We start from the raw sequence: 25,636 nt of genomic DNA, 5'->3' as shown, positions 1-25,636 counted from the left end.
GTTTAGGGTTTAACGGTTGAGGATTGTCAAAAACGTTAAACCCTATACTTGATTTATTTAAACAAATCATCCATTCCAGGAATCATTGGCATATCCATTTTTGCAACAGCATCAAGTTCAGCTTGATTAAGGTCCGTTGCTTTTTCAATTGCTTTGTTCAACACTAAAATTAAATAGTCTTCCAATTGATCTTTATCTTCTAATAAAGTATCATCTATAGTAATTGACTTAATTTTTCTATTGGCAGTTAACGTTACTTTTAATAAGGTGTCGTTACTTTGTTCTTCTACAAGAACGGTATCCAAACGTTTTTTTGTTTCTTCTATCTTTTGTTGGGTCTCTCTAAGTTTTCCCATCATTCCCATTAAATCCATGTCTAATTTTTTTAAATTAAATTAATATACAAAATTACTATATTGCATAGTCAAAATCAAAAAAATATACATGAAAAATAAACTGATGATAAGTTGTCTTTGTATTATTTTTGCAGGATCAATTACTAAAATCAAAGCACAACAAATGTCAAAAAATAGTCCTACACCAATAGCTAAAATCATTCCCAAAACTTTAGAGAAACACAACGAAAAAAGAATAGACAATTATTTCTGGTTAAACGACAGAGAAAATCCGGAAGTAATAGAGTATTTAAATCAGGAAAATACCTACTACGATACTATGACTGCGGATACTAAAGGTTTCCAAAAGGAACTGTATGAAGAAATGAAGGGGCGTATTAAGGAAGACGATCAATCAGTTCCTTATTTATACAATGGCTATTATTATATTACCCGTTTTGAAACAGGAAAAGATTATCCTATTTATTCTCGAAAAAAAGGAAGTCTTTCTGCCAATGAAGAAATTTTATTCAATTGCAATGACTTGGCAAAAGACCATTCTTACTTTCAATTAGGTGGTTTAAGTGTGAGTCCAGATAATAAATTTGCGAGTTTTGGTGTGGATGCAGTTGGCAGACGTATTTATACAATACAAATAAAAAACTTGGAAACAGGAGAAATCCTTTCGGATAAAATTGAAAACGCTACTGGAAGCTCTGTTTGGGCCAATGATAATAAGACGCTATTTTATACCAGACAGGATAAAATTACATTGCGATCAGATAAAGTTTTCAAGCATAAATTAGGGACTGATACGGCAGAAGATGTATTAGTTTTTGATGAAAAAGATGAAACTTTTAATGTTTCAGTGGGTAAAGAGAAATCAAAAAAATATATTGTAATTGGATCTGGGAGTACCTTAACAACAGAGTACAGGATATTAAATTCAGACACTCCGGATGGAGAATTTGTAATTTTTCAGCCCAGAGTTAGAGGCTTAGAATATAGTATTTCCCATTTTGGAGATTCCTTTTACATCTTGACCAATAAAGATAAGGCAACTAATTTCAAGATGATGAAAACGCCGGAGAGCGCTACTGCAAAAGAAAATTGGAAAGATGTCATTCCACACAGAAAAGAAGTCTTATTAGAAGATATAGAAATTTTTAGAAATTTTTTAGTTGTAGAGGAACGCTCTAATGGATTGAATCACATTCGGATTATGCCTTGGAATGGTGATGAGGAATACTATTTGCCTTTTGGTAGCGAAACTTATAGTGCGTATACTACAACAAATGTTGATTTCGAAACGGACATTTTACGTTACAGTTACCAATCATTAGCAACGCCATCTTCAGTTATTGATTTTAATATGAAAACCAAAGAGAAAGAAATCAAGAAGGAGCAACAAGTGCTTGGTGGCAAATTTTATAAAAATAATTATATAGAAGAACGCATTTGGGCTACAGCTACTGATGGAACTAAAGTGCCAATTTCGATGGTATATAGAAAAGGATTAAAAAAAGATGGAAAAAATCCATTACTGCTTTATGCCTATGGTTCGTATGGAGTTACAATGGATGCTTATTTTTCATCTACCCGCTTGTCTATTTTGGATAGAGGTTTTGTTTTTGCAATAGCACACATACGCGGAGGTGAGGATTTGGGAAGACAATGGTATGAAGACGGTAAATTATTAAAAAAGAAAAATACGTTTACTGATTTTATTGACTGCTCTAAGTTTTTAATTCAAGAAAAATATACTTCTCCTCAACACTTGTATGCTGAAGGTGGCTCTGCGGGTGGGTTGTTGATGGGAGCGGTTGTCAATATGGCTCCAGAATTATACAATGGGGTAATTGCTCAAGTCCCATTTGTCGATGTGATTACTACAATGCTGGATGATACTATTCCGCTTACCACAGGAGAGTATGATGAGTGGGGAAATCCAAACCAGAAAAAATATTATGATTATATGTTGTCGTACTCCCCTTATGATAATGTAGATGCTAAAAGGTATCCTAATATGTTTGTTTCTACTGGACTTCATGATTCACAAGTACAATATTGGGAGCCTGCAAAATGGGTTGCAAAGTTAAGAACAAAAAAAACTAATGATACTGTTTTATACTTGAATACTAATATGGATGCTGGTCATGGTGGCGCTTCAGGACGGTTTGAAGCACTGAAAGAGCTAGCTAAAGAATATAGTTTTTTATTAGATTTAGAAGAAATAAAAAACTAATTAGATTATTTTTGTTAAATTTGCAACGTTCGTGGTTTAATTAAAAATTGCTGCGACTAACTATTTTTTTATGAAAAAAGAAATAACTGCTTATAATAATGTCTTAGAATTAATAGGTAATACTCCACTTATTAAGCTCAATAAAGTCACTGAAGACCTAGAAGGAAATTTCTACGCAAAGGTTGAGGCTTTTAATCCAGGACATTCCTCCAAAGATAGAATCGCATTATATATAATTGAAGAAGCTGAAAAAAGAGGTATTTTAGCACCGGGTGATACCATAATAGAAACCACTTCTGGGAATACGGGTTTTAGTCTGGCAATGGTCAGTATAATTAAAGGATATAACTGTATTCTTGCGGTTAGTTCTAAATCCTCTAAAGATAAAATTGACATGTTACGCAGTTTGGGAGCTAAAGTTTATGTATGTCCCGCACACGTATCTGCTGATGATGAACGATCCTATTATAATGTTGCTAAACGGTTGCATGAAGAAACGAAGGGGTCGGTTTATATCAATCAGTATTTTAATCAATTGAATGTTGATGCGCATTATAAATCAACAGGTCCGGAAATTTGGAAACAGACGAACGGTAACATTACCCACCTGATTGCATGCAGCGGAACAGGAGGAACAATTTCAGGAACAGCGAAGTATTTAAAAGAACAAAATCCAGGTATTAAAATTCTAGGTGTTGATGCTTTTGGTTCAGTGTTAAAAAAATACCATGAAACACGAGAATTCGATAGCGATGAAATTTATCCTTACCGAATTGAAGGATTAGGTAAAAATTTAATTCCATCGGCAACGGATTTTGATATTATTGACAAATTCATGAAAGTAACTGATGAAGAAAGTGCCCATGCAGCCAGAGAAATTGTCAAGAAAGAAGGGCTTTTTGTAGGTTATACGTCCGGAGCTGTTATGCAAGCTATCAGGCAATATGCTGAAGAAGGGGAGTTTGATAAAAATAGTAATGTAATTGCCATTTTTCCAGACCACGGTTCTCGTTACATGAGTAAAGTGTTCAGTGATGACTGGATGAACGAACAAGGTTTCTTTGACAGTATTAACGAAGAAGAGGTTCAGAAAATTGAATTCATAAAATAGATCTTTTAATTTCTTAGATTGTTAAACTTTAAAAATTTATCAAAAACTCCAAATTTTTTTTGGAGTTTTTTTGTTTTAATAAATAGCAATAGCAAAAAAAAGACTCCAAAGTATCACTTTGAAGTCTTTATTCTTATTTTCTCTTTTGGAAGAAGTCTAAGCTTCTTCCATTGTATGGTATACATTCATCACATCGTCATCTTCTTCTATTTTTTCAATTAACTTCTCTACATCAGCTACTTGTGCTGCTGTAAGTTTCTTTGTTATTTGAGGAATTCTTTCAAAACCGGAAGAAAGAATTTCTAGACTTCTATTTTCTAATTCTTTTTGGATGGTTCCAAAACTTCCAAAAGGGGCATAGATTAAAATACCGTCTTCATCTTCAAAAACTTCTTCAGCACCAAAATCGATTAGTTCTAATTCTAGTTCTTCAGGATCAATTCCATTTGCCGGAATTCTAAAATTACATGTATGGTCAAACATGAATTCAACCGAGCCTTGTGTTCCCATAGTGCCATTGCATTTATTAAAATAACTACGAATGTTTGCAACCGTTCTATTGTTGTTGTCAGTTGCAGTTTCTACAAGAATTGCTATTCCATGAGGTGCATATCCTTCAAATAAAACTTCTTTATAGTTCGCTGTATCTTTGTCAGTAGCTTTTTTAATCGCTCGCTCAACGTTCTCTTTTGGCATATTCACTGCCTTGGAGTTTTGAATAACAGCTCTTAATCTGGAATTGGCATCAGGATTGGGACCACCTTCCTTTACTGCCATTACAATATCTTTACCAATTCTGGTAAATGCTTTGGCCATTGCAGACCAACGTTTCATTTTTCTTCCTTTTCTAAACTCAAACGCTCTTCCCATTTCTAATTTATTATTTTGAACTGCAAAAATACAGTTATTAGTTATTTTTTCAAATGTTTTTACTATTCAATTGGAACATGTTTTGAAATAAAATTGGTAGCTGTTGTGTTCCAGCTAGTGATGAGATTGGTGCGTTCTGTATTAAACTTTGTATTGAGTTTATTATAGGCACCAACTTCTTTGTTCAATTCGTTTACCAGCTTATTAAAAGTATCAATTTCTTCTTTTGATCTGGCGTTTGGGGATTTGTTATCCATTGTTTTTTTACTTTCCTGAAACTTTTGATTCAACATCATAAAAGAAACTACATCGGGAGCAAATTCTAATGCTTCTTTTTTATTGAATTCCAATATTTTTTTAGTAGCATTTACCAATATCAAATCGTTTTTGTATGCCTGGAATGTTTTTAGTTTATCCAATCCTTCTCTCGAATATTGGTCTAATGCATTGCTGTTTTGTTGTATGGCATTCAAATTTTTATCGGTAATGGCTTTCATTAAAACAGATTCTGTAAAATTCACTTTAAAAAAGATCAGGAATAATTGGGTGTGGTTTTCAAAAACTTCATTGGAGATTTTCATCTTTTTACCCAGTTCACTTTTGTCTTCGCCAATTTGGATACCATATTTATTAGCAAATATTTTTTGGTTGGCATTCAATTTATTAACTTCCTCATTGATTTTGTTGTTGACTAAATCCCTCGCTAGGATAAAAGCTTCCATAAAATCATAGGATTGTTCTGCTACTTCTTGCATGTTTATAATTTTCTCATATTCCTGATTGATTTGTTTTTCAGAAATGGATAAATATGCGAGCAATTGATTTTTATATTCCACATCGCCTTTATATCCATCTTTTAAAAGTTCAATTTTTTTAGCCGTATTTTGAATGCTTTTCACCAAGTTTTTTCGGGTAACATCAATTTTTCTAGCATTTCTGCTGTGTGCAACCGCTGAGGTGTATTTCCAGGTAGTTCTTGAAATAACATCTGTTTCTTTGCCTATGAAATTTAAATAATCCACGGGTGTTTTAAATTCTTGGGCTGAACAAATGGTTATAGAAAGCAAAAACAGGAGTACAGTAAAGTTTGGTTTCATATTTTTTGGGTTATTTAGTTAAAGTATTATAATCAGTCAGTATTGCAATTGCTTCTTCTAAATAAGGACTGTTTTTTAGATTCTTAATTTTATACGAATTTAGATCTTGCTGGAAAGGATCAAATTTTAATTTTTCTAAATCATAGGAAGTATTAGATAGGGTAAAATTACTTTCACGATCCACTATTTTTTTAATCTTTTTCCAAAGAGGGTCAATTTCGTGAACATCCTCAAATACATCTTTGAATGCTAATCGAGTCGGTTTTTTAGGATTGTTATACAGCGCATTTATTTGTTTATTAAGCAAACTTATTTCATTAAAACGAGAAGTGTTTTTTAACCGGGAAGTACTTAATTGAATGACTTCAGAGAAATGGGTTTTAGGCAATGGATTAAATCGGGCTTTGGTGCTGATGACGTCATTTTTGAAAGCTGTTTTGTAGCTGATTTCACGGTTAATGATACTGTCAAATAAAACTGGGAGTACAATATCCGGTATAATCCCCTTTATTTGATGGCTCTTACCAGTAATTCTATAAAATTTTTCAATCGTAACTTTTACGAAATCTTGTTGGTTTTTTTCATCCAAAGGTAAAATAGACTGCATCGTAGCTTTTCCTAATGAGGAACTTCCAATGATAATTCCTCGGTTGTAATCCTGAATAGTAGCCGCAAAAAACTCGCTTGCCGATGCTGAATTGCCATTAATTAATAATACCATAGGTCCAGTATAAACAGTACCTCGATTGTAATCTTTTAGGATAGTTTGATTGTCTTTGCTGTCTACTAAAACGGATAACGGACCAATATCTATAAACATTCCAGCTAATTTAATCGCTTCTTCAATGGAGCCACCTCCATTATTTTGAAGATCAATTACCAAACCTTTAATATTTTCTTTTTGAAGTTTTGCAATTTCTTTTGCAACGTCGTCCGCACAACCTTGAACGGTATGTCCATCAAAATTTGAGTAAAAACTTGGGATGTTGATGTAACCAATTTTCGTTTCTTTTTCGGCAATATAACTGTAAACGGCATTTTCAGTTGCTTTCATCAATTGTTTTCGAAGAAAAACATTTAAAATTGTCCCATTTTTTTTTTGAATGGTCAGTTCAATCTCAGTATTCGAATCTAAAAAAATCAATTCTCCAATTTTTTCAATTGAAGCACAGGAAACGGTATATTGTGTTCCTTTGGCATTGGAAACTTTCAGAATTAGATCTTCTTTGTCAAATTTATTTGTTTTTGCTGCAGGACCGCCAGGAACAATTTCTTGTACTACAAGTTCCTCTTTATCATTAAAACCAACATTCAATCCTAACGAGAGTGTACTGGTTGACAAACCGGACATGAAGCTCGATTTAGCAGCTAATGAAAAATAATTAGAATGTGGGTCAAAATAGGTGCAAAATAAATTTAGAAAACTATTTTGAAGATCGTCTTCTATTCGATTTTTGGTTTCTAAAATGCTGTTAACTTGACATAAATTAGAATCAAAGAGTTTTTCTTTGGTTGTTTTTTCGAGTGCTGTAAAATTTTGGGTCAATGAATCTAAATTAGTGCTTAACTTTGAAATATCTTCCAGAATATCATACCGAATTCTCTTTTTCCAAACGCGTTCTAAATCAGTTACCACTAAATCAAAAGGAAAGTTTTTCTTTGAGAATTTTACAGAGTCATTCGTAGAATAATCAAAAGATTCTTTTTGAATTTTCTCTAAAACTTTTTTCTTTCTGGTTAGCGCTAATTTATAAACAGAAACAAAATCATTCATAAAGGAACAATTGTTTTGTAAAATAGAGTTATCCAGTAGAAGTCTGTGCTCACATAGTTTTTGATATTCTATTTTGGTAAATAAATTTCGATTAGAATCCAAAACATCCATAAAGCTATCAAATACAAAAACCGATAAACTATCGTCTATCGGTTTTGGTTGATAATGCTCCCGCTGGAGTAACGTATTTATTTTAGAAACCAATTCACACGTTTTTGCATCATTTTGACTCAAAAGTGAAAATGTAGTCAATAAAAAGACGAGTAAAAGTTTCTTCATTTATTTTTATTTCTTATAAAAAGGTAATTTTACTACTTTGGCAGGAACGTCATTTTTACGAATTCTGATAAAGATATCACTCTCCAAAGCACTGTTTTCAATCGTTACATAACCTAAACCAATTCCTATATTCATCGATGGCGACATAGTTCCTGAGGTTACAATTCCAATTGTATTTCCAGCTGCATTTACAATTTCGTAATCGTGTCTTGGCACTGCACGTTCTTGCATTTCAAAAGCGACTAATTTTTTAGTAACACCCACTTCTTTTTGCTTTTTTAGGTTTTCTGAATTGGTAAATTCTTTTGTGAACTTAGTAATCCATCCTAAACCCGCTTCAAGAGGAGAAGTAGTGTCGTTGATGTCATTTCCGTACAAACAAAAACCCATTTCTAATCGTAACGTATCACGAGCTGCAAGACCAATTGGTTTAATTCCAAATGCCGCACCTGCATCAAATACTTTATTCCATATTTGTTCTACTTCTGAATTTTTACAATAGATTTCAAAACCTCCAGAACCGGTATATCCTGTTGCCGAAATAATTACATTTTCGATACCTGCAAAATCGCCGACCTCAAAATGGTAGTAAGGAATAGCAGATAAATCTTTTGATGTAAGGGATTGCATCGCTTCAACCGCTTTAGGGCCTTGAATTGCTAGTAAGGAATACTCTTCGGAGATGTTTTTCATCTCCACGCCCATATCATTATGAGCTGAAATCCAATTCCAATCTTTCTCAATATTTGAAGCATTTACGACCAATAAATACTGATCATCCTTCATTTTATAAACAATCAAATCATCTACAATACCACCGTCATTGTTGGGTAAACAAGAATATTGTGCTTTGCCAATGGTCAAAGTTGAAGCATCATTCGAAGTCACTTTCTGAATCAAAGCTAAGGCATTTGGACCCGCAAGCAAGAATTCGCCCATGTGGGACACGTCAAAAACACCCACGGCATTGCGCACGGTTTCATGTTCCGCATTTACTCCTTCATATAAAATGGGCATGTTGTATCCGGCAAACGGAAGCATTTTTGCTCCCAAACTCTCGTGTATGTGCGTAAGTGCAGTATTTTTCATTATATTTTTGTCTAAAATTTGAAGTGGCTAATTTATTGATTTTATTTTGGGTAACAAAGTCTTAGTCAAGCAAAGTTTAAAGATTCAAACGTTTTCGGAACAATTCGTGATCTAGGATTTATTGCCTTTTTTAGGAGCTATTTCCTGCTATTCGCTCTATCTTTATCTAAAGCTTACAGCCTTATTAAGTCTGGAAGCTTTAGATAAAGGATGTCGCTTTATCAGAGCTAGTGAATTTCGGTTCCATTAACGAATTTGTTTCCTATTAAATTCGTAATTTTAAATAAACAAATTTCCATGACGAATTTCATTTACATCGACCAAAACGAAATCCTGAAACGGTACAAACGACCAGACAAGCAAACGCACAAAGGAATTCAGGGACACGCTTTAATCATAGGCGGAACTCATGGAAAAATAGGAGCAATCAGTTTGTCTTCGAAGGCTTGTTTGAAAACGGGTTGTGGGCTTGTCTCCGTTTTTATTCCAAAATGTGGATATAACATTCTTCAAACAGCTATTCCAGAAGTAATGGTTTTGACGGACAGTCAGGAAAAATTAATCTCCGATATTACTTTTGATATTATTCCACAAGCCATTGGAATTGGTCCCGGTTTAGGTCAGGCAGTTGAAACTCAAAACGCCTTGTATCAATTTTTAAAAATAAATGTGTCTCCATTAGTGATCGATGCCGATGCATTAAATTGTATCTCTAAAAATAAAAAACTACTCGCTTTAATACAGCCTAAAACAATCTTAACACCACACCCAAAAGAACTGGAACGGTTGATAGGAAAATGGAATACTGAAGAGGAGAAAATGACCAAAACAGTTTCTTTTTCAAAGCAATACCATATTATCATCATAATGAAAGGTGCGCCCACTCGTATCATTGATTGTGATACTGTCTATGAAAATACAACAGGAAATCCGGCTCTTGCAACCGCTGGAACAGGCGATGTTCTAACGGGTATGGTTACCAGTTTATTGGCACAATCGTATGAACCCATTAATGCTGCAATTATTGGAGTTTACCTTCACGGTCTGACGGCTGATATTGCGCTACCCGAAACAGGTTATCAGTCTTTTATTGCGTCAGATGTTATCGCGAATATTGGAAAAGCGTTTTTGAGTTTAGAAAATATAAAGTAGCTGTTGTTTCTAATTCTCCTTTTTTAACTATCTCTTTCTAGCTCCATTTCTCATTGTGATTAAGTACAAATATCTTTATTGTTAATGATATTCAATTCATTGTTAAACTGGCATTTTATTTTATGATACGGATAATATCCAGTAGGGTATAAAAATAGTTGAATGTGATTCCTCTTATATTGGAACAACAAACTGAGAGTAATTATTCTTTAAAATTGTATTTAAATTCATCTCACTTAGTTGTAAGTTTGTGTCCAAGCAAATTCAGATTATGAAAACCAGTCTCAACCTTAGAACCGTAAATGTTACGCGATACATCACTCCTTTGCGGGAAGGTGGTTCCTTGCCTGCGCTCGCTGAAGCCGATGATGATTTTAAATATGTTTTGAAATTCAAAGGTGCCGGACACGGTGTAAAAGCCTTAATTGCCGAATTAATTGGCGGAGAAATTGCCCGTGTTTTAAACCTAAAAATGCCAGAACTCGTTTTTGCAAATCTTGATGAAGCTTTTGGGCGTTCAGAAGGCGATGAGGAAATTCAAGATTTACTTCAAGGCAGTCAGGGGCTTAATTTAGCACTTCATTATTTATCTGGGGCCATTAATTTTGATCCAGTTGTAACGGTGGTTGACCCAAAATCAGCTTCTAAAATTGTTTGGCTAGATGCTTTTATTACTAATGTAGACCGAACATTTAGAAATACGAACATGCTGATTTGGCACAAAGAGTTATGGTTAATTGATCACGGTGCTTCACTTTATTTTCATCATTCGTGGACCAATTGGCGAACACATGCACAGAGTCCTTTCGCACTAATAAAGGACCATGTTTTATTGCCTCAAGCTTCTATGCTATCGGAGACAGATGCAATTTTTAAAAAAATATTGACTAACGATGTATTACATGATATTGTGAACCTAATACCTGAGGATTGGTTACAATGGGAAGATATTGATGCAACTCCTGAAGCACTTCGAGAAGTCTATTTTCAGTTTTTATCCATACGTCTAAACCATTCCGAAATTTTTATAAACGAAGCACAAAATGCAAGAGAAGCACTTATATGAATATGCCGTAATCCGGGTTGTACCAAGGGTAGAACGCGAAGAATTCCTTAATGTGGGCATTATTGTCTTTTGTAAGAAATCGAAGTTCATAAAAGTCCTTTATTCGATGAACGAAGCCAAACTGCAACTTTTTTTAGCCGATTTAGATTTAGAACAATTACACCTAAACTTACAGGCATTTGAAAACGTGGCGCATGGCGAAAAATCAGGTGGGCCAATAGGAGAATTTGATATTCCATCGCGTTTTCGTTGGTTGACAGCACTTCGCAGCTCCGCCATTCAAACCTCAAGACCGCATCCGGGATTGTGTGATGATTTGGAGCAAACCACACAACGCTTATTTGAAGAAATGGTATTATAAATAAATTTTAAAACTGTTTATAAGTCAGTTAGATCAATAAAAATACTTTTACAAAAATTATAATTAAGGAAGAGTATTTAGGTGACGCGCAAGATGCATGCCCATACTAAAGCAAGCCTGCAGCAGATAACCGCCAGTGGGCGCATCCCAATCCAGCATTTCGCCAATACAATAATTGTGTTTTTTATTTTTCAATTGAAAATTTTCATCCACGGCAATTAGTTGAACACCGCCTGTGGTAGATATTGCGTCGTTTAATAATGCAGAACCGGTTATTTCGAGACTTAATTTTTTAATGTTTTGGGCTAATAATTCTGGATTTAGGTAGGTTTTCTTCGAAAGGTATTTTTTCAAAAGACCAATCTGGGCAGGACTCAATTTAACTTCTTTTTGTAGTGTTTCGCTCGTCTTTTTAAAAGTTGATTTTTTGATCTTTTGAAGCAAATCATCACACCGCAACGTTGGTTTCATATCCAGAAATACAGTTGCCTTTTGTTGCCTCTCCAATTCCTCTCTGATTTGTGGACTAAGGGCATAAATCGCATTCCCTTCTAAACCGAAACGCGTGATAACCGCTTCGCCTTTTTGCTTTTTATTCAAGCAGCTAATCGCAATATTTTTGAGCGGACTGCCTTCATGTTCCAAAATAAAATCTTCCGGCCAGTTCACACGATACGCACAATTCGAAGATTGAAAAGGAACGATAGGAATACTTTGCTTTTCGAATAAGCTAAGCCAAGTGCCATCAGAACCGGTTACTTTCCAGCTCCCACCGCCTAGTGCAAAAATAGTGTAATCTGATTTTATTTCGGTATCTGCATTGAAAACGATAGCATCGTTACTTGTCCAACTTTTCCAAGTATGTTGGTATTGTATAGCAACCCCTTGTTTTTCGAGAACATTCAGTATTGCGTTGAACACCGTTATGGGTTTGATATCGCTGTCAGGATACACGCGTTTGCTGCTGCCGATGTATGTTGCAATACCGATGGAATCAATCCACTTTCGAAAATCGTTGTTATCAAAATCAAGGAGTGCTTTTTCCAGAAAATGAGGTGGTGTATAACGCGCGATCATTTCAGCAATGGGTTCTGAATGGGTGAGGTTAAATCCTCCTTTTCCGGCCACTAGAAATTTTCTCCCCAGCGTTTTGTTTTTCTCGTAGATGGTAACGGTAAATTTCTCACAATCCAAAAAAGCTGCGAGTAAAAGTGCTGCTGGTCCTCCTCCAATAATTGAAACTGATTTCTTCACACCACAAAAATAGGTTTTGTTTTACCTATTATCCCTGATATGGGTTTTTATATTAGTTATTGTATTTGTAAAAAAAAAGCTGTCCTAAATGAACAGCCTTTTTTATAAGTACTACCGAACCTAATATTTTGCCGATTCTCCGGCTTTAGGCAAGGATTGTTTTATAAATTGTCTGATGTCTTCGTTAGCAGTTTCTAAATCTACTTTTCTTAAGTACATCATGTGGCCGCTTCTATAGCCTTTCCAGGACATTCTGTCTTTTAGTCTTCCGCTTGGGTCCATTTGCCACATGTTGTATTTCGAGTTAAAATAATCACAGGCTCCGTCATAATAACCGGACTGAACCATTACATGCAAATATGGATTTTGTGCCATGGCTTGACGCAGATTTTCTCCGGTTTTATCATTGGAATCGTCCCAAGGTCTAACAGAACCAAACATGTTGTATTTGAAATCGGTTTTGTAGTTTAAATTATTACGCAAGTACATATTGATGGCAGGAGTAAAGGAGTGGAGCCAAGAAGTAAGTTCCGCATTAAAATCAGGTCCGTCACCAGCCGCTTTGCGGTCAATTCCTTTGTAGCGGGAATCTAATCTTCCTACCGTAAACCCTTGATCGCGTAACAATTCTTTCCAGAAATAATCATACGGAACATCTAAATTATTTTGCAAAACTACTTTTTCCGAAAGTCCGGAATAGCGCGCAATTTTAGCAGCCATTTCTTTTCTTTTTTGATCGTCTAATGCGCCTCCTTTGCTCATTGCGGGTAGCAATTCATTTATTGTAAAGTCTTCCACTTCCGGTAACATGGCTGTTAAATCTTTGTTCTGTAAATCAGTAGGTAACATTTTATGATACCAAGCCGTAGCAGCAAAATAAGGTAATTTCAGTGCCGCTTCCGAAGCAACTCCGCGAGCGATTCCCAACTCAGTTGGCGATACCAGAATAACACCGTTCAGATACATCCATTCACTGTTTTGTAATTCTAGTGCTAGTCCGGAAACGCGGGTTGTACCATAACTTTCACCAATCAAATATTTAGGCGAAGCCCAGCGATTGGTTCGGGATACAAATCCATTAATCCAATCGGCAAGGTATTTAATGTCGGCATTTACTCCAAAGAATTTTGTAGTTGGTATTTCTTTGCTCGTTGCTCTTGAATACGCGGTATTCACTGGATTTACAAAAACAATATCGGCAACATCTAAAATCGAATATGGATTTTCTTTGATTCCATAAGGCTGTAATGGGTAGCCTTCATCATCAATGTTTATTAAACTTGGACCCGTATAAGCAATCTGCATCCATACCGAAGCCGAACCCGGACCACCATTAAAGGAAATGACCAAAGGGCGGGCTGCACGATCTTTTACATCGGAGCGTTCGTAATACGTGTAAAATAATCCTGCAATTGCTTTTCCGTCTTCGTCCCAAACTGGCATCGTCCCAGTGGTGGCTTTGTAAGGCACTTTCTGACCTTTGATTGTTGTAGTATGTTCTGTTACCACTTGCGAATCTGGATTGAAAATAAGATTTGCAACTGAATTTTCTTCTTTTGAAGAGACAGGAGTTGTAGGTGTTTTTTGTGGCTGGGAATGTAAAGCCGTAAAAAATCCAACGAAGAGTAAGGATAGTAGTGTTTTTTTCATGAAAAGATTAGTTTGATATATTTCAATGCTGTTTTTTTTGGAAGCAATTGTAACAGCACTAATATATTGTTTTTTAGCAGAGTTACAAAAAGCAGAAAGCAGAATTGTAATTTTCTTATCATGAAATATTATTTGGGCGTAACCCCAAAGCATAAAATTTCCGTTTCCATTCCCCTAACAGGAACTTTGGGGGCGGGCTTTTGGCTCTATCTTTATTTGTTAAAGAAAAAAATAAAGGATGCTGCCGCAATCCCTTACGCAAACCACCCGAAAACGGATAGAAATTTTGGAAATCGTTAGATTTTATTTTCTTGAAATAACGTTTCTAATTGCTCTAAACAAGCGGTAATGCCCTGTTCGAAGCCCATTTCAATCATGGTTTCAATCTCTTTTTCATTAGAATAAAACATCTTGAATTCTACTAAAGTACCAGATTCTGTTTTAGTAAAAGCAATAGTTCCTGAAGAAACAGGTAGGGAAGGGTTGATATTTCCGTCTTCATCACAAAAGCTGTCTTTAATTTCAAAACTTATTTGTGGTGTTATAGCTGTATAATCCATTCTCCCCCAATGTTTTTCATTATCAGGCCCCACCATAGCGTATAGCCAATAATTACCAACCGAAAAATTCATTATTTTGGTTTCGGCTTTCCAAGGTTTCGGCGCCCACCATTGTTCCAATAACTCACTTTCAGTGTAGGCACGCCAAACTTTATCAAGTGGAGCAGTGAATGTTCTGGATACAAGAATTGATTTCTCTTTTAAATCTTTTACAACAAGTGTTTTGGGATTGGCTGCCATTTTATTTTGATTTAAAATTGATTGAATTGATTGTAATTGTACTCGTTTTATTTTTGAAATAAAAAACTATTAAAGATAGCTATTTTTTTCAAATTCATCAAAATTAAATTCTTCAAAACGATCCAATACTTTTTTCTAATACAATAAATTCTAAGGGTTGTTCTGTAATAGGAATGTGAACGTTGCTTGTTGGGAAGGGTTCTCTTATCCCGGTATCTGTATAGCCATTACGTTTGTACCATGCGATTAATTCTTCCCGAACAGATATGACAGTCATTACAATTTTAGATAAGCCCAATATTGAAGCATGAATTTCAGCCTGTTCTAATAATTTTTTGCCAATGCCACTATTCTGCAATTCTGGGCAAACTGTAAGCATCCCTAAATACAATTGATTCTCTTTTTCTATCAACAGTACACAACCTACAATGTGTTCATTCTTGGTAAATTTTAGGATAGTGTTTTTAGGGGCAACAAGAGTTTCGGTCAGTTCTAGTTCAGTAGTTCGAACTCCTTCTAACAGATTGGCTTCGGTGGTCCATCCTTTTTTAGAGGATTCACCACGATAGGCTGAGTTTATTAAAATATTTAATAAGGAAACATCTGTATGCGTAGCTTTTGTAATCATGAATAATAGGGTATTCGGATGTTATTGTTTATTTCAAAGGTAGAAAAAAGGATATTAAAAAAGGATTTTATTTTTGTTCTTATTCGTGTTTTTCCATTGTTACCACTATTAATTTCACAATATAAAATACATCTTCTTATCCATAATAAATCAATTAAAAAAACGTATAACATTGATAATCATGTAGTTTTTATTATTATGTAATATTTTTTTTTATCTTTGAGTAAAGAAATTATTTAATAATTAAATACATATTAGGATGAAAAATTTAAATATTATTTGGGTACTAATTATGGCTTGTGTGTTGAATATAGCACCTGTTTTTGGACAGTCTTCTGTTAAAAAAAATAAAATTATTGCTGACAGCCAAATAGCAAAGTCAGAGTTCGTAAAGAGTGATGGTCTCATGAAAGGAATTTTTGACAAAGCATATGGCTATGCTATATTTCCCAATGTAGGTAAGGGAGGATTTGGTATTGGGGGTGCGGCTGGTAATGGTGTCGTTTATGAACAGAACAAGCTGGTTGGTATGGCAAAATTATCACAAGTGAGTATAGGATTCCAAGCAGGGGGTCAAGCATATCGTGAAGTGATATTTTTTGAGTCAAAAAACGATTTGGAGCGCTTTAAAAATAGTCGCTTCGAGTTTTCTGCACAAGCTTCTGCAGTTGCCGTAACTGCAGGTGCATCAGCAAACGTAAAATATACGGATGGCGTTATGGTGTTTACTATGCAGAAGGGTGGGCTTATGTATGAGGCTGCGATTGGCGGGCAGAAATTTAAATTTAATAAATTGTAGTCGTTTATTATAGTAAAAATTGAGGAGTTTGAGTTTGGTTATTTTCAAGAGTAATGCTTACCATTTTATGGAGTGTTTTATCTGATATAATTCGATTTGACGGATTCATTTGTGAAATTTATAAAAAATAAGCATTTTAGATCTTTATTTATAGTTTGTTTTAGTTGAAGTTCAAATATGATTTTATATTTTTTTAGTTTTATCGAGAAAGGCTAAAGCGTTATAGTTTTTTCATGTAGCGATATATTAAAATTTAGCTATTACGCTACAAATAATAACGTTTTTTAATTGCATTATTTTTACAAATGAGATAAAGCATAATTAGCGCTATGTTTAGTAGCTTTTTAATTACAAATAGTTTGATATTAATTACTTGAAATAGGTATATTTGATAAACATTAAAAAATAATTTATGGATTATTTTGAAGAAACTAAGGAATTATTAGATAAATCTGTTTTGTTTTATGCAATTACCACCAGTATGGATGGAACGTACTCTTATGTTAATGAGTACTATGCCAAAAATTTTTCACATATAGAAAATAATCTGGTAGGCCAACCATATTACATTACAATGCATCCTGATGATAGGAATACTTGTATGGAAGTTTCTACTAAATGCTTTGAAAATCCTGGCGAGTTATTTCCTGCAACAATTAGAAAACATGATGGGCAAGGAGGATATATTTATACTCAATGGGAATATAAAGCAATATTTGATGAACAAAAAAATCCAGTAGGAGTTTTTTGTCTAGGATATAATATAACGAAGTATGTTGCTGAGGAATTACAACTTCAAAGTGTCCAGGAAGAGAATGAAAAAAAATCAGCGATTATTAAAAAAATCATATTTCAGCAATCGCATCTTATTCGAGCACCTTTGAGCAATATAATTGGGCTTAGTAGTATTATAGATAAAACATTACTGGATAGCAATACAAGTAATATTTGTGATATGATTCTGGAAAGTTCAAACCAACTGGACGAAGTAATTAAAGGGATAGTAAAAACGGCTACAACGTAGTTTTATAAATTGAGAAATACTATTTATGAATTGTATTTTTTTTGGCTAAACTAAATCTGCAGTTTTATTTACATATCCATGACTAAGAAATTCAATATATAGATTGGTATTCTTTTCTGTCTTTAAACAGTTCTTTTAATTGACTATTAATGTAAATAAAATCAATAACTATTTGTTTTACTTATACTTGATTTTTTATAATTACTTTTTTAATATAAAAATAGTAATAATTTTTTGTGAAAATTGTGGGTTTTCAAATAAATAAAAAACCCTAACTTACTGACTAACAGTGGTTAGGGTTTTAATTCAGCGGAGAAAGAGGGATTCGAACCCCCGGACCTGTAACAGTCAACAGTTTTCAAGACTGCCGCATTCGACCGCTCTGCCATTTCTCCAATATGTCGCTTTCATTATCTGATTGCGAGTGCAAATATAAGAACCTTTTTTGGTTATTCAAATCTATTTTTATAAAAAAAGCATCTATTTTTAGCGTTGCTCTTTAAAGGTTTCATTTTCTTTACTTTAGATATAAAGTATTTAAAAAAAATAAATTTAATACTTTACATATTCTGTTATTTCTAACCCGTATCCAATCATTCCTACTCGTTTTGTACCCTCAGTATTGGATACTAATCTTATTTTTGAGATATCAATATCATGTAATATCTGAGCACCAATACCAAAATCTTTGCTGTCAATGATAATTTTTGGAGCCTTCATTACACCTTCACTTTGTAACAATTTGAGTTCAGCTATACGATTCAGTAAATTAACCGATTGCATGTCTTGATTAATAAAAATAACAGCACCTCTGCCTTCTTCATTAATCACTTGGAACATATCATCAAGTTGCTGGTCGGCATTGTTTGTCAAAGTACCTAATAAATCATTATTGACCTGCGATGAATTGATTCGGGTTAAAATAGATTCCCCCAAATTCCATGTTCCCTTAGTCAAAGCAATGTGTATTTGCTTATTGGTTGTTTGTTGGTACGCTCGGAGTCTAAAAGTGCCAAAACGGGTCTCAATATCAGAATCTTCTTTTTTAACAATTAAACTGTCGTGTTGCATTCTATAACCAACTAAAGCTTCTATGGAAACTAGTTTTAAATTAAATTTTTTTGCTACTTCTACTAATTGAGGAAGACGTGCCATTGATCCATCTTCATTCATTATTTCAACGATTACCCCTGCTGATTTAAACCCAGCTAAACGAGCAAAATCAATTGCTGCCTCAGTATGTCCAGTCCTTCTTAAAACTCCTCCTTGTTTAGCAATTAAAGGAAAGATATGCCCTGGTCTGGCTAAATCGTGCGGTTTTGTTTCTGAACTTACCAGTGCTAAAACCGTTTTTGCTCTATCTGCTGCAGATATTCCTGTTGTTACTCCATTACCTCTTAAATCTACCGAAACAGTAAAAGCAGTCTCCATTGGATCTGTATTATTAGTCACCATTACGTGTAATCCTAATTCTTTACATCTACTCTCTGTAAGTGGAGCACAAATTAATCCTCTACCATGTGTGGCCATGAAATTAATCATCTCAGGAGTCACTTTCTCAGCAGCGGCTAAAAAATCCCCTTCATTTTCTCGATCTTCATCATCAACAACAATAATAATTTTTCCTTGGCGTATATCTTCTATTGCTTCTTCAATTGTGTTGAGTTGTATTTTATTTAAGTCCATTTAGGGTATTAGTTTTGTGATGGGAATAGTTTTTTTATTACTTTTTGGAATGGAGCTAAAATAACATCCATGTTAATTAATCCAATATCGTTTGTAGCTCGGTATGTCAATAAAATAGCCAAAGGGGTTAAAATAAAGGACGATAGCCAAGCACCCATAAATGGTGTCATTCCATCCTCTTGTGCAATTCTTTTTCCAAAGGTATTTATAAAGTGAAAGGTGATGAATATTAAAATTGCAAAAACAATTGGAAGGCCTAATCCACCTTTTCGAATAATTGCCCCCAAAGGTGCTCCAATGAAAAACATCAAAAAACAAGCAAATACAATTACAAATTTATCATAGAAAGCAAGTAAGTGTCTATTAATATTTTTTTGCTTATTTAACAATTCCGTTTTAGATGTATCAATTGAATAAGAAGTACTGGTTACATTGCTTATTGCAATTTTTAAAATATCTGATTTTTGTTCATTGGTATACAATGATAAAATATCTTTTGGAAGTGTTTTTTTATTCTTGGCTTGAGTCACTATCTTTTTTACAGGGAATCCAATTCTACTGTTGCTGTTTTCTGTAAACGAAATGATATCGGTTTTCATACTTTTATTTAATGAATCTAATGTATAATTGAGTTCATTAACGGTAAGCATTGTATTGGTATTAGCAACAGATTCATCATTTACGTCAACATTATTGAGTTCAGATAAATCAATATTAATAATTTGCTTTTTGAAAGAACTTTTTGCAAAAGGCAATTTACTCCGGTCTTCATATTTTTTTGGGACAATATCTTCATAATAATACCCGTTATTTAATACTAATTGTAGGATACTCGATTCTTCACTGCTGATTAACTCTCCATTTTTTGCTTTAATTACCGTTTTACTTCCATCGCCAATTTTTGATTTTTTATGAATAGTAATTCCGGTAAGAGTGTTTCCCTCGGTTCCACTTTTTTTATTGACTTTAATATTATAAAACCCAACATCATTGAATTGTCCTTCTGTTATGGCCAAAGCAGGTTTAACCTGTGCAATATTTTTTCTAAAATTGATAAACTTGTACTCAGCATAAGGGATGACGTTATTTGAAAAGAAAAAGGCTACTATACTTAATAATATTATAAATACAGTTAAGCTTCTCATCGCTCTTTGCAGTGAAATTCCAGAAGATTTCATTGCTGCAAATTCATAGTTTTCAGCTAAATTACCAAAAGTCATTATGGAGGATAACAGTATCGAAAGTGGCAATACCAAAGGAACAATTCTTGGCATGGAAAAGGCCAAAAATTTAATAATCATTAATAAATCCAAATCTTTACCTGCCAATTCGGATATGAATAACCAAACTGTTTGAAGTATAAATATAAAAAATAGGATTACAAATACGGTAGTAAATGTAGTCAAAAATGTTTTTAATAAGTATTTGTCAAGAATTTTCACCTAATACCTTAATCTAATTTGTTGATGTAGTAATTTGGATATTTACTCCCCGCAAATGTAAATTGATTTTTTGACAAAGGTTGATTGGTTTTAAAAGAATTAACCGTTAATGTAGTTTTTGTTCCTTTTTTCCCCATTTCTATCAAGTTATAAATGTGTTTTGTTTGAACATCAATTCCCAATAACACTTCTTTTCTTTGGTCTTTTGTGTTCAAAGGAATTAATTTAATGTATTGAATTTTTCTACCTTTTACATTTTGTAGAATATCCATAGTATATTTATAACCAGAATTGAAAAAAGTTAACATTTTAGAAGGTGTAATTGCATTATCATCCTTTTCATTTACAGTAGAAATAGTAATTTCTTCATCCTCAGGAACAATAGTATATGTTTTTTTTCCATCAAAAATTTTAGTAACTCCCATAAAATTCAAAACATATTGATTTCCTTTCATTGTTACATTTCCTTTACTGTCTTGATTGATATTTTCTTTAGTATTATTCAAAGAATATTTAAAATCAATGGCTATGTTATTATAACTTTTAACCTTAGCAGTAACTTGATCTAAAAGATCTTTTGCTTTTTTATCTTGTGCTTGGATTGAAAAACTAAAAAGAAATAATGCGGTTATTAAAAGGAGTGTTTTGCCCATTCGTTGTGAATTCTTTTTTTTAAATGCTTGATTTTTTGATTTCATGGTATTAATTATTTTGTTCATTGTTGAAAAATTGATCAAGAGAACTCATATCCAAAATGTTTACACTACGTGCTTTACTTCCTTCAAAAGGGCCTACTATACCAGCAGCTTCTAGTTGATCAATCAATCGACCGGCTCTGTTGTACCCGAGCTTCAGTTTTCTTTGTAATAGGGAGGCCGACCCTTGTTGCGCATTTACTATAATTTCTGCAGCTTCTTTAAATAAGGTATCTCTGTCGGAAATATTCATATCAAGATTAATGCCAGTTTCCTCTCCAATGAACTCGGGAAGTAAATAAGCAGTTGCATACGCTTTTTGAGAACCAATAAATTCTGTAATTTTTTCTACTTCGGGAGTATCAATAAAGGCGCACTGCACCCGCACAACATCATTTCCGTTTGTATAAAGCATATCTCCGCGTCCTATCAACTGATCTGCGCCCTGAGTATCAAGGATGGTTCTTGAATCAATTTTTGAAGTAACTCTAAAAGCAATTCTGGCTGGAAAATTGGCTTTTATCAATCCTGTAATTACATTTACAGAAGGTCTTTGTGTGGCTATAATCAAGTGAATTCCTATAGCTCTTGCTAACTGCGCCAATCTCGCAATTGGCACTTCTACTTCTTTACCCGCTGTCATTATCAAATCAGCAAACTCATCTACAACCAGAACTATGTACGGCAAAAATCGGTGTCCATTTTCTGGATTTAATTTTCTAGCCTTAAATTTATCGTTGTATTCTTTAATATTACGAACCATCGCATCCTTAAGTAAAGAATAACGGTTATCCATTTCTACACAAAGCGAATTTAATGTATTCACTACTTTAGCATTATCAGTAATAATAGCATCATCCATATCAGGAAGTTTAGCTAAATAATGCCTCTCAATTTTATTAAAAAGTGTTAACTCTACCTTTTTTGGATCCACTAAAACAAATTTAACTTCTGCAGGATGTTTTTTATATAAAAGTGACGTCAAAACGGCATTCAAACCAACTGATTTTCCTTGGCCAGTAGCACCTGCCATCAATAAGTGTGGCATTTTGGCTAGATCGACAACAAAAGTTTCATTTGAAATTGTTTTTCCCAGCGCTATAGGTAGTTCCATTTCAGCTTCTTGAAATTTGGCTGAACCTATTACACTTTTCATGGAAACCATTGTTGGATTTTTGTTAGGAACTTCAATTCCTATAGTTCCTTTTCCTGGAATTGGAGCAATAATACGAATTCCTAATGCCGAAAGTGATAAGGCTATATCATCCTCTAAACTTTTGATTTTTGAAATACGAATTCCGGCTTCTGGCACAATTTCATATAAGGTAACTGATGGGCCTACGGTAGCTTTTATCTGAGCAATCTCAATTTTGTAATTGCGCAATGTATCAACAATTCTATTTTTATTTTCTTCTAATTCTTCCTGATTGATGGTAATACCTCCTGTTGAATATTCTTTCAGTAAATCAATTGTAGGAAACTTATAATTTGACAAATCTAAAGTTGGATCAAATAATCCAAAATCAGCAACCAGTCTAGAAGCTAAGTTTTCTTCAAGAATATCTTCTTCTGGAGCCGTTTCAATTACAAAAGTATCAATTGTATTTGAAATAGTTTCTGGAGCAACTACGGGTGTTATTTCCATTGCAAGTGTCTTTGCTACTGGATCTCTATTAATATCAGATGCGTTATTAATTGTTGGTTTTAAAGCCTCTTTATTAATTTCAAATTGAGAGCCATTCGTTTTTAAATGGATTTGATCTACTTCGTCTGCTTCTTCTAAAACAGCAAATTCTTCCAGATTATAATTATTTTCAGTATTCTTTAAAGGATTAGTGATTGAAACTGCTTTGAGTTCTTTTTTGGTATTGTCAAAAAAGGACTGAATATTTTCTGGTGAAAGTTTAATTTTGAAAATAACATATATGATTAATCCAAATAATAAAACCAATAACGTACCCGGTTTTCCTAGGTAATCTTGCAAAAATAAATTAAGCTCATACCCTATTGTCCCACCTAGTTCAGGAGCAGAAGTAGCAAAAAATCCAAATAAAATGGATAAAATAATAATTACAAATAGATCCCAAAACCAAATATTTTTCAATTTATGTAACGGAATACCAAGTACTAAATAAATTCCAGAAAGGAAAAATAGGCGTATAAATATAAATGAGGCAACTCCAAAGCCTTTATAAACTAATAAATCAGCTAAGAAAGCGCCGAATTTCCCTAACCAGTTTTGAACGGTTTCAGACCGATTTGTTAATTCCGGAACTGCACTTTGATCCTGTTGTCCGTATATATAGAAGGATACAAACGCTAACAACAACGCAATGGAAAACAACACCAGCAAAGAACCAAAAACAACTTTGTGCTGCTTAGTTATTTTTGCTGTAGTTTTTGTCTCTCCAGTAGTTTCGTTTTTTTTAGTTGAAGGTACTGTTTTTGTTATTTTTGCCATTCTTAATTGTAATAATACCTAAAAAAATAAGGGTAAATATATGATTAAACCAATTGCTATTGCCGTCAAAGCAGCAAAAAATACCGCTCCTGCAGCAATGTCTTTGATAAAACCAATTCTTTCATGATAATTAGGATGAATAAAGTCGGCTATTTTTTCAACAGCAGTATTTAAACCTTCAACACTCATGACAAGTCCAATAGCTAATGTTTGAAAAAGCCATTCTGTTTTAGATATCTCAAAATAAAAACCTGCAATAGAAATAAAAATTCCTATTGAGAATTGAACCATAACGCTGTGTTCAGTTGTGATTAATTTTAAAGCCCCCTTAAAAGCATAAGAGACACTTTTTAATCTACCGGTAAAGAAAGTATTGTCTTTTTGAAATTCCATCAAGAAATTATTAAAGTACTGCTAATGCAGCTTCATAATTTGGCTCATTAGCAATTTCAGAAACTTGTTCTGTATGGATAATGATCCCGTTTTCATCAACAACAATAATAGCTCTTGAGTGCAATCCTGCCAGAGGACCATCAGTCATTTCTAAACCATTTGTTTTACCAAAATCACCACCTTGAAAATCCGATAAATTCACAACATTCTCTAGCCCTTCAGCACCACAAAAACGTTTTTGTGCAAAGGGTAAATCTCTTGAAATGCATAGTACATTAGTATTTTGCAAATTACTGGCATTTTCGTTAAACTTTCTAACTGATGCTGCACAAGTTCCAGTATCAATACTTGGAAAAATATTTAAAACTAGTTTTTTACCAGCAAAATCATTTAGCGATGCTACAGAAAGATCCGTTTTAATTAATTTAAAATCAATCATTTTAGAACCTACCTTTGGTAATTCCCCTGAAGTGTGTATTGGATTTCCTCCTAATGTTATTGAAGCCATTGTGTTTGTTTTTTTATGAGGTTCAAAAGTATGAAAATTATTTAAGAATAAGTCCTCAAATAAAAGTATAAAGTTTGTCCTTCTGGCTTAAATATAAACCTATTCAAATTACTGAACTTTATTTATTTCAGTAAAAAATGGATATGCAAAACAGTTTTAATGTAATTTTCATAATACGTTATTTACAATTAAACTATGTAACTTTTAATTGTGTTTATGGTTGATTTATAAAGAAGTGTATTGTGGGTAGAATCAAATTTAATACTATAGTTAGCTGCTAAAATTTTACATATATACTCAGTGTTAGCAGTTGGGTGCAATTATTTGAGGTAAAATAAATAGATCCTACTTTATCAAGATTTTGAAATTCAGTATCTCGAAACTGTTAAACTAACTAATATCTAAGTTAGTTTTACCAAAAAAACATTTTAAACATTTAGAACTAATAAGCTTTTTTACGGTTGTTTTAACTACAGAAATTTGGGCAGGAAGAACTCCTAAAATACCTGTTTTAGAAACAGTTGGATATAGTTTAACTTCTGAATATCTCTATTAATAGTGAAGATTCATTTTTAATCAGTTACATAATGAAGGAATTCCTAATTTAATTGAGCGAAGTTAGAGTAATAATAAGAGAAAAAAGTTGTTGCTCTTTACTTAAAAAATCAGATAACATTTATATTCAAAATTTATAGAATTTGAAAACTATTTATAATTTACTGTTTGCCACTTGAGATCTGTAAAATGGCTTCTCATAATAAGATTAAAATTTGTAAGGATGATTTTTAAATTGTTCCTGATAAAGGAAAGGTTTTTGAGCATCACAATTCTCTTGGTTTTATGAGTACAAACTTCCTGAAATTTATACTGTTTCTTGGGTATTTCAATCAATAGATATTACTAAAGGAAGTGTTGAA

General features: G+C 33.4%; 23 protein-coding genes and 1 tRNA gene. 8 read left to right on the top strand and 16 right to left on the bottom strand.

Translation table 11 applies throughout. From position 1 onward, the window contains the following. Positions 1-53: 53 nt before the first annotated feature. Entirely contained in the window at positions 54-374 is a 321-nt protein-coding gene (locus ACNQF9_RS08530; RefSeq protein WP_417959957.1) for a YbaB/EbfC family nucleoid-associated protein, read from the bottom strand. Between the two features lie 70 nt (positions 375-444). Here ACNQF9_RS08530 and ACNQF9_RS08525 point away from each other — a divergent pair, with 70 nt between their 5' ends. After that, on the top strand, positions 445-2,580 hold the full coding sequence (locus ACNQF9_RS08525) for a S9 family peptidase (RefSeq protein WP_417990017.1): 2,136 nt from the start codon (positions 445-447) through the stop codon (positions 2,578-2,580). A 70-nt stretch (positions 2,581-2,650) separates the two neighbouring features. Continuing rightward, positions 2,651-3,691, top strand: coding sequence for a cysteate synthase (locus ACNQF9_RS08520; protein WP_417959959.1), 1,041 nt, complete (start codon positions 2,651-2,653; stop codon positions 3,689-3,691). Positions 3,692-3,847: 156 nt separating this feature from the next. On the opposite strand, the gene ACNQF9_RS08515 is transcribed toward ACNQF9_RS08520, so the two are convergent. The 4 genes from ACNQF9_RS08515 to gcvT all read right to left on the bottom strand — a co-directional run bounded on the left by ACNQF9_RS08515 (position 3,848) and on the right by gcvT (position 8,800). Continuing rightward, positions 3,848-4,561, bottom strand: coding sequence for a YebC/PmpR family DNA-binding transcriptional regulator (locus ACNQF9_RS08515; RefSeq protein ID WP_417959960.1), 714 nt, complete (start codon positions 4,559-4,561; stop codon positions 3,848-3,850). A 62-nt stretch (positions 4,562-4,623) separates the two neighbouring features. Continuing rightward, the gene (locus tag ACNQF9_RS08510; protein WP_417990016.1) at positions 4,624-5,658 is read right to left on the bottom strand and encodes a hypothetical protein; all 1,035 of its coding nucleotides are present in this window, start codon (positions 5,656-5,658) and stop codon (positions 4,624-4,626) included. 10 nt (positions 5,659-5,668) lie between these two features. Further along, complete coding sequence (locus ACNQF9_RS08505) at positions 5,669-7,711, bottom strand: S41 family peptidase (RefSeq protein ID WP_417959962.1); 2,043 nt, start codon at positions 7,709-7,711, stop codon at positions 5,669-5,671. A gap of 6 nt (positions 7,712-7,717) precedes the next feature. After that, a complete protein-coding gene (gene gcvT / locus ACNQF9_RS08500) occupies positions 7,718-8,800 on the bottom strand; it encodes a glycine cleavage system aminomethyltransferase GcvT (protein ID WP_417959963.1) in 1,083 nt (360 codons plus the stop codon). A gap of 297 nt (positions 8,801-9,097) precedes the next feature. Here gcvT and ACNQF9_RS08495 point away from each other — a divergent pair, with 297 nt between their 5' ends. The 3 genes from ACNQF9_RS08495 (at position 9,098) to ACNQF9_RS08485 (ending at position 11,379) form a co-directional block, all read left to right on the top strand. Then, positions 9,098-9,952 carry an NAD(P)H-hydrate dehydratase gene (locus tag ACNQF9_RS08495; RefSeq protein ID WP_417959964.1) on the top strand — a complete coding sequence of 285 codons (855 nt, stop codon included), beginning with the start codon at positions 9,098-9,100 and terminating at the stop codon, positions 9,950-9,952. Positions 9,953-10,223: 271 nt separating this feature from the next. Next, positions 10,224-11,018 (top strand): HipA family kinase, encoded by a 795-nt coding sequence (locus ACNQF9_RS08490; protein WP_417959965.1) that lies wholly within the window; start codon positions 10,224-10,226, stop codon positions 11,016-11,018. Next, on the top strand, positions 10,996-11,379 hold the full coding sequence (locus ACNQF9_RS08485) for a DUF3037 domain-containing protein (protein WP_417959966.1): 384 nt from the start codon (positions 10,996-10,998) through the stop codon (positions 11,377-11,379). The genes ACNQF9_RS08490 and ACNQF9_RS08485 overlap by 23 nt, the downstream gene beginning before the upstream one ends. Before the next feature lie 63 nt (positions 11,380-11,442). On the opposite strand, the gene ACNQF9_RS08480 is transcribed toward ACNQF9_RS08485, so the two are convergent. Together ACNQF9_RS08480 and ACNQF9_RS08475 are read right to left on the bottom strand one after the other, a co-directional pair. After that, complete coding sequence (locus ACNQF9_RS08480) at positions 11,443-12,633, bottom strand: BaiN/RdsA family NAD(P)/FAD-dependent oxidoreductase (RefSeq protein WP_417990015.1); 1,191 nt, start codon at positions 12,631-12,633, stop codon at positions 11,443-11,445. 120 nt (positions 12,634-12,753) lie between these two features. Beyond that, positions 12,754-14,283: a S10 family peptidase gene (locus ACNQF9_RS08475; protein ID WP_417959968.1), complete on the bottom strand. Its 1,530-nt coding sequence runs from the start codon at positions 14,281-14,283 to the stop codon at positions 12,754-12,756. 120 nt (positions 14,284-14,403) lie between these two features. Here ACNQF9_RS08475 and ACNQF9_RS08470 point away from each other — a divergent pair, with 120 nt between their 5' ends. After that, positions 14,404-14,583: a hypothetical protein gene (locus ACNQF9_RS08470; RefSeq protein WP_417959969.1), complete on the top strand. Its 180-nt coding sequence runs from the start codon at positions 14,404-14,406 to the stop codon at positions 14,581-14,583. Here ACNQF9_RS08470 and ACNQF9_RS08465 read toward each other — a convergent pair. Further along, positions 14,580-15,083 carry an SRPBCC family protein gene (locus ACNQF9_RS08465; protein ID WP_417959970.1) on the bottom strand — a complete coding sequence of 168 codons (504 nt, stop codon included), beginning with the start codon at positions 15,081-15,083 and terminating at the stop codon, positions 14,580-14,582. The two genes, ACNQF9_RS08470 and ACNQF9_RS08465, sit on opposite strands and share 4 nt — an antisense overlap. A 112-nt stretch (positions 15,084-15,195) precedes the next feature. Beyond that, positions 15,196-15,711 (bottom strand): GNAT family N-acetyltransferase, encoded by a 516-nt coding sequence (locus tag ACNQF9_RS08460; protein WP_417959971.1) that lies wholly within the window; start codon positions 15,709-15,711, stop codon positions 15,196-15,198. A gap of 259 nt (positions 15,712-15,970) precedes the next feature. Between ACNQF9_RS08460 and ACNQF9_RS08455 the strand changes: the two genes are divergently transcribed. Beyond that, positions 15,971-16,510, top strand: coding sequence for a lipid-binding SYLF domain-containing protein (locus tag ACNQF9_RS08455; protein WP_417959972.1), 540 nt, complete (start codon positions 15,971-15,973; stop codon positions 16,508-16,510). Between the two features lie 412 nt (positions 16,511-16,922). After that, on the top strand, positions 16,923-17,534 hold the full coding sequence (locus ACNQF9_RS08450; RefSeq protein ID WP_417959973.1) for a hypothetical protein: 612 nt from the start codon (positions 16,923-16,925) through the stop codon (positions 17,532-17,534). 310 nt (positions 17,535-17,844) lie between these two features. Here the strand turns inward: ACNQF9_RS08450 and ACNQF9_RS08445 are convergent. The 7 genes from ACNQF9_RS08445 to tpx form a co-directional block, all read right to left on the bottom strand. Further along, positions 17,845-17,929: transfer RNA gene (locus ACNQF9_RS08445), tRNA-Ser, on the bottom strand. A gap of 157 nt (positions 17,930-18,086) precedes the next feature. Continuing rightward, a complete protein-coding gene (gene ribB, locus ACNQF9_RS08440) occupies positions 18,087-19,220 on the bottom strand; it encodes a 3,4-dihydroxy-2-butanone-4-phosphate synthase (protein WP_417990014.1) in 1,134 nt (377 codons plus the stop codon). A gap of 8 nt (positions 19,221-19,228) precedes the next feature. Then, positions 19,229-20,662, bottom strand: coding sequence for an LptF/LptG family permease (locus tag ACNQF9_RS08435; RefSeq protein ID WP_417990013.1), 1,434 nt, complete (start codon positions 20,660-20,662; stop codon positions 19,229-19,231). 8 nt (positions 20,663-20,670) lie between these two features. After that, complete coding sequence (lolA1, locus tag ACNQF9_RS08430) at positions 20,671-21,315, bottom strand: outer membrane lipoprotein periplasmic chaperone LolA1 (protein ID WP_417960404.1); 645 nt, start codon at positions 21,313-21,315, stop codon at positions 20,671-20,673. Between the two features lie 49 nt (positions 21,316-21,364). Beyond that, complete coding sequence (locus tag ACNQF9_RS08425) at positions 21,365-23,818, bottom strand: DNA translocase FtsK (RefSeq protein ID WP_417990012.1); 2,454 nt, start codon at positions 23,816-23,818, stop codon at positions 21,365-21,367. Between the two features lie 18 nt (positions 23,819-23,836). After that, the gene (locus ACNQF9_RS08420) at positions 23,837-24,211 is read right to left on the bottom strand and encodes a diacylglycerol kinase family protein (RefSeq protein ID WP_417959977.1); all 375 of its coding nucleotides are present in this window, start codon (positions 24,209-24,211) and stop codon (positions 23,837-23,839) included. A gap of 10 nt (positions 24,212-24,221) precedes the next feature. Further along, positions 24,222-24,719, bottom strand: a complete 498-nt coding sequence (gene tpx, locus ACNQF9_RS08415) for a thiol peroxidase (RefSeq protein ID WP_417959978.1) — start codon at positions 24,717-24,719, stop codon at positions 24,222-24,224. Between the last annotated feature and the right edge of the window lie 917 nt (positions 24,720-25,636).

The sequence above is a fragment of the Flavobacterium amylolyticum genome (assembly GCF_048284335.1).
Classification (GTDB): Bacteria; Bacteroidota; Bacteroidia; order Flavobacteriales; family Flavobacteriaceae; genus Flavobacterium.
Note: the sequence above shows the minus strand (reverse complement) of the source record. Positions and strands in the feature narration are given on the sequence as shown.